Annotated in this window: 11 protein-coding genes and 1 pseudogene; all 12 read left to right on the top strand. The window is 36.8% G+C overall.

Translation table 11 applies throughout. The features are described from left to right. A partial coding sequence (locus tag NML69_RS06565; RefSeq protein WP_254725854.1) for an HNH endonuclease occupies positions 1-1,281 on the top strand: 1,281 nt, incomplete at its 5' end. A gap of 109 nt (positions 1,282-1,390) precedes the next feature. Further along, entirely contained in the window at positions 1,391-1,885 is a 495-nt protein-coding gene (locus NML69_RS06560) for an SMI1/KNR4 family protein (protein ID WP_000389501.1), read from the top strand. 74 nt (positions 1,886-1,959) lie between these two features. Beyond that, positions 1,960-2,193, top strand: a complete 234-nt coding sequence (locus NML69_RS06555) for a hypothetical protein (protein ID WP_254725852.1) — start codon at positions 1,960-1,962, stop codon at positions 2,191-2,193. Beyond that, positions 2,132-2,266, top strand: a pseudogene (locus tag NML69_RS06550) (TipC family immunity protein); the annotation flags it as partial. The gene NML69_RS06555 and the pseudogene NML69_RS06550, both read left to right, overlap by 62 nt. Positions 2,267-2,533: 267 nt before the next feature. Continuing rightward, complete coding sequence (locus NML69_RS06545) at positions 2,534-3,151, top strand: SAP domain-containing protein (RefSeq protein WP_000597683.1); 618 nt, start codon at positions 2,534-2,536, stop codon at positions 3,149-3,151. Between the two features lie 115 nt (positions 3,152-3,266). After that, the gene (locus NML69_RS06540; RefSeq protein WP_084859945.1) at positions 3,267-3,929 is read left to right on the top strand and encodes a DUF443 family protein; all 663 of its coding nucleotides are present in this window, start codon (positions 3,267-3,269) and stop codon (positions 3,927-3,929) included. A 162-nt stretch (positions 3,930-4,091) separates the two neighbouring features. Continuing rightward, the gene (locus tag NML69_RS06535; RefSeq protein WP_001108323.1) at positions 4,092-4,550 is read left to right on the top strand and encodes a hypothetical protein; all 459 of its coding nucleotides are present in this window, start codon (positions 4,092-4,094) and stop codon (positions 4,548-4,550) included. Positions 4,551-4,559: 9 nt separating this feature from the next. After that, positions 4,560-4,853 (top strand): hypothetical protein, encoded by a 294-nt coding sequence (locus NML69_RS06530; protein ID WP_002874562.1) that lies wholly within the window; start codon positions 4,560-4,562, stop codon positions 4,851-4,853. A gap of 38 nt (positions 4,854-4,891) precedes the next feature. Continuing rightward, positions 4,892-5,254, top strand: coding sequence for a hypothetical protein (locus NML69_RS06525; RefSeq protein WP_198459633.1), 363 nt, complete (start codon positions 4,892-4,894; stop codon positions 5,252-5,254). Positions 5,255-5,429: 175 nt separating this feature from the next. Beyond that, complete coding sequence (locus tag NML69_RS06520) at positions 5,430-6,311, top strand: diacylglycerol kinase family protein (protein ID WP_247929692.1); 882 nt, start codon at positions 5,430-5,432, stop codon at positions 6,309-6,311. Positions 6,312-6,374: 63 nt separating this feature from the next. Then, a complete protein-coding gene (locus NML69_RS06515) occupies positions 6,375-6,866 on the top strand; it encodes a nucleotidyltransferase (protein ID WP_254725850.1) in 492 nt (163 codons plus the stop codon). Between the two features lie 177 nt (positions 6,867-7,043). Next, positions 7,044-8,783, top strand: a complete 1,740-nt coding sequence (locus tag NML69_RS06510) for a glycoside hydrolase family 13 protein (RefSeq protein ID WP_254725848.1) — start codon at positions 7,044-7,046, stop codon at positions 8,781-8,783. Positions 8,784-8,939 lie beyond the last annotated feature (156 nt).

The raw sequence follows: 8,939 nt of genomic DNA, 5'->3' as shown, positions 1-8,939 counted from the left end.
ACTACCATCGGAGCTGTAGATTTGACTCAGATCATTGGTATTGCCAGTATTGATGGCGTCAATCGCTTAACAGGAGGTCAAACTCCAGAGTGGATGAAGCGGGACTTGCAAGGAACGGCAGATAACCTGTCTAGCCTTGCGGAGTTAGGAGTGGGAACTTATACTGCTCTGACGGATCCAGGTGCGGCTATGCGCGGTCAAGACCCTAATGCCAGCTATGCGGATAAGGCAGCTTATCGTGCTCAGGAGACGGGGAAAGCCCTCTGGGATAAGGTCACCCATATGGATGCCTATGATGCAGGAGGCTTGACCTTTGAGATTGCCAGTCTTTTTGTCGGCCCAGCAGCTGTAGGTGAGATGGCTAAGGGGACCAAGTTAGGAGCTAAGGCAGCTGAGATGATTCAGTTAGCCAAGAACAGCACCAAAGCAAGAATTCTCGCAAATGTCGAAAAATGGGGATCAAAGGTTGACAATATCCTAGCGAAGAGCAATAATGTCATTGGGAAATTTGGGGAGAAACTATTAGATACCCGAATCCCAGTCGGCATTCGTAAAGAGGCAGTTGCCTTTGCGGGAGGTATGGGCTCAATGCCTACCTTCAGCGTTGAGAGTAAGACTCTGCGTGATGTGATGCGCTTTTCTAGCAAACATTCGGATGATGTAGTGAGAGTGGCAGAGAAGCCCTTTGATAAAGAGCGGATTCTTGAAAATATTAGGCAAAGCCGACTGGCGAGAGAATCGTCAAACTTTAAAGAGTATGTGGCTAAAGAAAAGGACTTTTTTGAAGGCATTGCTAAAAATAAGAGATTTGAAGCATTTGGAAAAGGAGAATTATCCTTTGATGATGTCTTATCAGACTATGCTAAAGAGTATGCTGAATTAGTAAATAATAATGAAAAATGGACCTGGTCTAAAAATTTTGTTAATAGCAATAAAATTACTAAAGGACAAAAGCAATTAATTAAAAATCTTGCTATACAGGAAGGTTATATACCTAAAGTAAAAGTAACACCGGCTGAAGGAATGAGGTATGGATTTGCAGATTTTAAAGGTGCAGGTTTGGTTCAAGAGACAGTACAATTACCAAAAAAATTATGGAAGAAGACTGATAGAGATCAATTTAAGTGGTTAAATGAAAAGATCGGTGGATTTAGAGAAGGGATGACTTGGCATCACACAGAAGTACCAGGAAAAATGGAGCTAGTTCCCTATGGCATACATAATATAACATTGCATAATGGTGGCCGATCAGCGGGTCTTTGGGCATATGCACCAAGATGATTCTGATATTGATTTTTTATGAGGTGTATGTAATTCTTGTATAGCGCTGCTAATATATATTGAATGTGGTATTCATTCTAAATACAAAAAGAAAGGAAAAAATTAGAAAGTGGAAGATATTAGAACGGTAATCCTCCCTTTGCCTAGTATTGAATTGGTTAAGGAAAAGGAGGAAGAATGGTGCATTGAGTTACCGAGTTCCTTTAAGGAATTCATAATCAGATATAATGGGATAATTCCTAAAAAGAATCTTTTTAAAATCAGTGATGATAAAGAGTATGTTATAGAAAGATTCCTTTGTATTTTAGATGATTTTGAAGAGAATTCCCTAGGAATGTACGATATTGATGTTATATGGAGTCCAATACTAGAAATTTTAAGTGTGGATCCAGATTCTGTTGGTGTAGAACTATTACCAGTAGCAACACTGTTCGGTGGTGATTTTATATGTTTAGATTATAGAGAAGGGACCCAGAACCCCAAGGTATGTTATTGGAAGCGTGAGGATTCATACGAATGGCATCCTAGTGTAGAGTTTGTTTCAGATACATTTGAAGAGTTTTTAGGAATGCTATATTCTGAAGATGATATTGCAAATAGCTAGTATTTGGTTACGGAATCATGCTTTTTGGTATATGTTAAGAGTAATGCACAAAATATAATGTAGGAGTTCTATTTATGAGTGATAAATTCCTTGAGTCATTTATTGAAAAAACTTTTTATAATGAGCTATTTAGTAAGTTGAAATCTTACATCTCTCTTCATAGGGATGAAATAATGGTTAAATCCTATACTCTATCTTCGATATCCTATAAAGCGCTAAATGATTTTAGCGTCAAGAGTGTTTTAAAAGGACTTGGATTCTTACTACGACGAAGTCGTCAACCAGAAAGTCTTGAAAGATTGGTGTAGCATTTATGACAGCAAGTACTCGCCAAGCAACTATGGCGATATCAAAATTGAACCCCAGCGGGAGAATTGGTAGTAAGTTGTATAAGAAACTATGAAATAACTTTCAAACAGTTTTACTCATTTTTATTAGGGTGTTTGGAATAAGACAGTATACTTTTCGTTCAAAAGTGTTATTTAAATGTTGATTCATTCACTTTCATTCTACAATATAGAAGTTTGCTAGCACCACATGTCGAATGTGTGAGTTTGTTAGTGAAACGTGGATAATTCTCAAAACATAGAGAGTAAAACTCCATTATTTAGAGATATCATACTAAACTGTTTTTATGGAGGTGTTTTTTTGATAAAAAGCAGACCTGAGTTTGACGAAATCGCATCGTTTGCTGAGTTTAATAAATACTACTGGTACCGTGATGAACTTTCAAAGATATGCAAGTCATTAGGACTTGAATATAGAGGTACAAAACAGGAACTTAATGATATAATTGAGCAGTACTTTAAGGGGAATTTGATTAAAAAATCATCAATAAAAAGGAATAAGAAACGAGTAGAAGTCCTCACCTTAAATACTCCCTTACTTGAATGTGGATTCTCTTTTAATGCATACTTTAGAGAATATTTCTCAACTTTAACAGAAGTTTCACCGTTTAAATTTACTGCTGATATGGCTACTGCTTGGAGAAAAGTAAAAAGCGACAATGATTTGAGTTTCACAATACAGGATATGCTAAAAGTTTATTATGGAAATTCAGATTATACCAAGTATGATCATTCAATTTGTCAATGGAACCAATTTCTAAAGGATTTCTGTGCAGACGAAAATAGTCACAATTACTCGAATAAACTAAAAGTAGCTTCTATTCTTTGGAAAGAAGTTAGAAATTCAAGTAATGAAAAAATATATTCAAAAAATCTTTTGACTGAATATGCTGATAAAATAAACGAGTATGGCAAGTAGGATATTATTTATTTGCTTAACAACCAATTTTAAAAAAGCCAATACAAAAAAGTAAGACAAATAAGGTCTTTGATATAAGAATTGATTTAACTCAGAAAAAGTTTGAAAGGTGAGTATGAAAGTAAAATTTAAAGAAACGAATAAAGTATTTTTCAAAATAGTAGAAGTAGGGGGAGAAAAGTATATTCTAGATTTGACGACCGTTAGCCCCAAATCCTATTTCTGGGGTTCTCTTCCCGATGAGATTACTGCAAAAATGCAAAAGTTAGATAAAAGAGATACGCGTTTTGAAAGTGTGGCTCCAACTATGAGTAAATCAATTGGTGCTGCAATTGGTGTAGCAATAGGGGGGTCTGGCTATCGGCTAGTGACGAATTTTTTTAGAAATAATGGGATTAGTCACAATCTTCCTTTAAAGATAGGTTTATATGGTCTGTTCATATTCCTAGCTTATCTTGCTTTCTGGTTCATTGCCATAAGAGCTCGTCATAGCGTCCAAAAAAGACTTGAGAATAAAGTTTCAAACTATCAAATAACCTTTAAACCAGTTGGAAATAAACGTCAATTAAAACATTACAAACTTCTTCCTTTTATCCTTGTTCCGACTCTTGGATGTTTTGCATTCTATCTATATACTGTTAATGGAACAGAGGGAGCCTTACTTGTTGTTAATAGTATTCTATTGTTGGGATTTTTTACAGTGATTTTAGGCATGTCACCACTCCGAGAAGGTGTCGAAAAGCAAGAGATTATTTTTGATAGAATAGAGAAGTTATAAATTAAGCTAAAAGCCGTTTTATGATCCTCTTTTGCAGGTCACATTGGGCTATTTTATCAGAAAATTAGGGAACTGATTAGAGAGAATTCTGTTAGTCAATGACTCATTTAAGGTTCAGAACTGCTCTCGTAATGCCGCATTATAATTTAGAAAAGGAGTAAAATGAATTATCTAGAAATACGCAAGAAATATGGATTTTATAGAAAAGTTGCGATTGTTTTGGCTGTTCTTCTCAGCCTTTTTGTAGCTTGGATGGTGAAAGATAGGACTATTCAAACCCTTTGTATTTTTTTCATAAATGCACTCTTATTTCTTTTTATTGCACTAATCAGAAGAGGGTATGTAAGGAGTAGCACTAAGTTACTACATATGGACTTAGATTTACCATCTTGGAAGCAATACATTGAATTGAAGAAAGTTGCAAAAAGAGCTATTATAAAAATGGATGTGACGCTAACATCTGTTGTCTATTCCTATATGATTGGTGATTTTGATGCTGCCATTAAGGAGGCTTTTGAAGCAATGACTAATCAAAAACTGAAGCCGAAATACAGGGATTTCTTTGAGAGTTACCTCATTCGCTCGAGTATTCTTGCGCATCCTGAGCTAACTAGGGACTAACTTGAACTTATGTTAAACAAAATGTCCATATCAGATCCAACTCTAGCTGAGAAAACAAAATGCGTGAGCAGTGCGCTCTACGATTTAACAATTACTCATCAAGCCAATGATTACTTTGAAGACTTGGAAAACGAATTTAAATATCAACAATTGGAAATCACTTACTATCAAGCTTTGAACTCTAAATTAAAAGGAGAGGTGAGCAGGGCGAATGAGTTGTTTAGAAAACTTGCTCAAGAAGATGAACAGCTCTATATCGTTCAGAAGTCTAAAGAATTTTTAAATAGTGAATCTATTAATTAGCGATGAATAAGTACAGAAAAGGATAAAAAGGACTAAGTGTGAAATCAAATAAATTATTGCTAATAAACGGAGTTATTTCTTTAATTGGAGCTTTAACGATTACTTACCTTTCTTCTAAAATGTGGAAATTTGAAATCATTTACTGGGTGATACCTAAGCTTGTTAGACTTTCTAGTTGGGATGGAATCTACTTTTCAACTTGTTTAATATTGCTGTTTTTTGGTTTTGCAGCATTCCTTCTTCATGATGAGGAATCAAAAGTCAATAAGAAGACTTATCAGTTTCTTTTGATTGCATCGATTATTGGTTTTATTCCAATATTAGCTGGATTTTCCAGTGTGTTCGCATTTGTTTCAGCTATTTTATACTTAATGGATTATATAAAATTGTCGAAAAAGTAAAGTAGTGAATTGCTAACAATAAGTATTTATTCTTGTTTAAGTTGAGGTTAGTGCTTGATACATTAACGTCTCTATTCTAGTTAGTGGATGTTTCAAGCATTTGGATGGCGTTTCCATAACTCAAGTGATATAATTAGTTACTAGAATTTTTGTAACTATTAAAGGAGTATTATCAATGAAAAAAGCAATGTTAATTATCAACCCTACCTCTGGTGGGGAAAAGGCCTTGGATTATAAGGTCAAACTGGAGAATAAAGCAAAAGATTATTTTGAACACGTGGAAACCAAAATTACCGAAAAGGCGCTGGATGCAACACACTTTGCTGAGGAAGCTTCTCGTGAGCAGTACGATGCAGTGGTTGTTTTCGGTGGAGACGGAACTGTCAATGAAGTTATTTCGGGTATTGCTGAGAGAGACTACACTCCGAAGTTAGGGATTATCCCTGGCGGTACGGGCAACCTCATTACCAAACTGTTGGAAATCAATCAAGACATCGATGGCGCGATTGATGAACTCGATTTTAACTTAACCAATAAGATTGATATCGGTAAAGCGAATGACAACTATTTTGGTTATATCTTTAGTATCGGTTCTCTGCCTGAGGCGATTCACAATGTGGAGATCGAAGACAAGACAAAATTCGGTATTTTAGCCTATGCTGTAAATACCATGAAGTCTGTGATGACGGATCAGGTATTTAACATTAAGATTGAGACAGAAAATGGAAATTATGATGGTGAAGCGAGTCATGTTTTGGTTCTCTTGACAAATTACTTCGCTGATAAGAAAATCTTTGAAGAAAACAAGGATGGCTACGCCAATATTTTGATTCTAAAAGATGCTTCTATATTCTCAAAATTATCCGTCATTCCTGATTTACTAAAAGGGGATGTTGTCGGAAATGATAATATTGAGTATATCAGAGCGCGTACTATTAAAATCTCTTCAGATAGTGAATTGGAGTCAGATGTTGACGGCGATAAGTCGGATAATTTACCTGTAGAGATTAAGGTGCTAGGCCAGCATATTGAAGTCTTTTCACAACCGAAAGAGTAGAAAGTAGAAGTTAGTTTGTCTTTCACTGTTAAAACTGGTTTCATATCAAAGATTGGAGGAGGAATGAATTCTCTATTTGATGAATTTCGAACAATTTGTTCTCATTTAAACCAAGTCGGAATCACTCCGACGCTCATGGGGTCTTTGGGTTTTGAATACCGTTCAAATAAAGAATGGCAGCCGTCTGACATTGACATTCATGTCTCTGGAGATCCTAGAGGCTGGGAAGCGCCTGATCATCTCAGGATTTATGACTGGGACAAGATAATGAAAGTGATGAACCACTTAGGCTATACCTTGGTAGATATTCACGAGCACGAATTCCAAAAAGATGGCGTGAGCGTTGAATTTGGGAGTATCGATTCCTTACCTGATTTTGCAGGAGTATCTGAATCAGATATAGAGTTGATTCATCTCGAGGACATCACGTTTCGTGTTCCAAGTTTAGAACAGTATTTCAGTATATATAAAGCTTCTTCCCAAGATTCCTATCGAAATGACCACAATAACAATAAAGATTTTAAAAAGATAGATTGGCTGGGAAGAAATTTGTAAATCATCAATCAGAAAGTAGTAGGTATTAAGTCTTACTGCTTTTTTATATTCTCAAAAACAATCCACTCAAAACTACGGACAAGTCTTGAAAATAAAATTTTAAAGTAGTATACTAGAATCACAATTGTGAAAACGTTTGCGTGGCAAATGAACTAAAGTTAATTAGGAGACAAAACAGTGGAATTAACAGCTATTTACCATAGATCAGAGTCGGAGTATGCTTATCTCTATAAAGACAAGATAATGCACATTCGTATCCGGACTAAGAAAGATGATATTGAAAGCATCCATTTGCATTATGGAGATACTTTTATCTTTTTAGAGGACCATTATGAAGCAAGTAAGGCGATGATCAAAGTAACTTCTGATGCCTTATTTGATTACTGGCAAGCAGAAGTTTCAGTGGGCTATGCTCGACTACAGTATCTTTTTGAACTCAAAGATAAGCTAGGTCAGAGTATTTTGTATGGCGATAAGGGATGTGTTGCAAACACGCTAGAAAACCTTCATTATGAAGGAAACGGCTTCAAAATTCCGTATATCCATGAGATTGATGCTTGTCATGTTCCTGACTGGGTAGCAAAGACGGTATGGTACCAGATTTTCCCAGAACGCTTTGCTAATGGGAATCCTGAGATTTCTCCAGAAGGAGCCCTAGCTTGGGATTCCTCTATCAAGCCAAAGACGAGCGATTTCTTTGGTGGTGATTTACAAGGTATTATTGACTATCTGGATTACTTGCAGGACTTGGGGATTACAGGACTTTATCTCTGTCCGATTTTTGAATCCCCAAGCAATCACAAGTATAATACGACGGATTATTTCGAAATTGACCGTCATTTTGGAGACAAGAAAATCTTCCGTAAACTGGTGGAGGAGGCCCATCAGAGAGGTATGAAAATCATGCTGGATGCTGTTTTCAATCATATCGGGGACCAGTCTCCACAATGGCAGGATGTTCTCAAGCATGGTGAAAAGTCGGAATATAAAGACTGGTTCCATGTTCAAGAATTCCCCGTGACCAAGGATAAGCTGGGAAACCCAAGAAAACTCCCTTACCATACCTTTGCCTTTGCCAGCTATATGCCCAAGCTCAATACGGCCAATCCTCAAGTGAGGGACTATTTGTTGAGCGTTGCGACCTACTGGATTGAAGAGTTTGATATCGATGCTTGGCGCTTGGATGTGGCAAATGAAGTCGACCACCAATTTTGGCGAGATTTCCGTAAGGCTGTCCTGGCTAAAAAGCCTGACCTTTATATTCTTGGAGAGGTCTGGCACACTTCTCAGCCTTGGCTAAATGGCGATGAATTCCACGCAGTCATGAACTATCCTCTCTCCGACAGTATCAAGGATTATTTCTTACGTGGGGTTAAAAAGACCAGTCAATTTATCGATGAGATCAATAGCCAGTCTATGTACTATAGACAACAGATTTCGGAAGTGATGTTCAATCTCTTGGATTCGCATGATACGGAGCGCATTTTGGCTACTGCCAAGGGTGATGTACAACTGGTTAAGTCGGCACTTGCTTGCCTCTTTTTACAAAGGGGGACACCGTGTTTCTACTATGGAACGGAGTTAGAATTAGATGGAGGACCAGATCCAGATTGTCGTCGTGTCATGCCTTGGGAACGTGTTTCCGACAGTAATGAGATGCTGAAATTCATGAAGAAATTGATTCAGCTTCGTAAGGATGTTTCAGCCATTATCCAACATGGAACCTATAGTCTGCAAGAAATCAAGCCAGATGTGGTATCATTAACATGGGATTATGATGGACAAAAGGTCCAGGCCATTTTTAACCAATCAACTGAAAACTATCTTGTATATAGTGATGCTGTAGCGCTAGCCAGTCATTGCCAAGAACTAGAGCAGCAACTGGTGATTTTGCCTAAAGGTTTTGTCATTCGATAAAGAATATGATTAAAAAGACTGTAATGAATGGGTGATTCGTGCAGTCTTTTTTTGACTTATGTAGTATAATATAGCTAAGTCACTGATCATTGGAGGAGTGATTAGTGGAGTGTGTTTAAAATGAAATAGAGACTTGCGCTCTAGAAGGGAAATTGC

This window comes from Streptococcus sp. CF8-6 (assembly GCF_024295845.1).
In the GTDB taxonomy this organism is placed as follows: domain Bacteria; phylum Bacillota; class Bacilli; order Lactobacillales; family Streptococcaceae; genus Streptococcus; species Streptococcus oralis_BO.
This window is presented reverse-complemented; position numbering and strand designations above follow the sequence as displayed.

Excerpts from the sequence above, each read along its gene's own strand:
- NML69_RS06555 (WP_254725852.1), top strand. The coding sequence starts at position 1,960 with ATGAGTGATAAATTCCTTGAGTCATTTATTGAAAAAACTTTTTATAAT.
- NML69_RS06540 (WP_084859945.1), top strand. The coding sequence starts at position 3,267 with ATGAAAGTAAAATTTAAAGAAACGAATAAAGTATTTTTCAAAATAGTA.
- NML69_RS06535 (WP_001108323.1), top strand. The coding sequence starts at position 4,092 with ATGAATTATCTAGAAATACGCAAGAAATATGGATTTTATAGAAAAGTT.
- NML69_RS06530 (WP_002874562.1), top strand. The coding sequence starts at position 4,560 with ATGTTAAACAAAATGTCCATATCAGATCCAACTCTAGCTGAGAAAACA.
- NML69_RS06520 (WP_247929692.1), top strand. The coding sequence starts at position 5,430 with ATGAAAAAAGCAATGTTAATTATCAACCCTACCTCTGGTGGGGAAAAG.
- NML69_RS06515 (WP_254725850.1), top strand. The coding sequence starts at position 6,375 with ATGAATTCTCTATTTGATGAATTTCGAACAATTTGTTCTCATTTAAAC.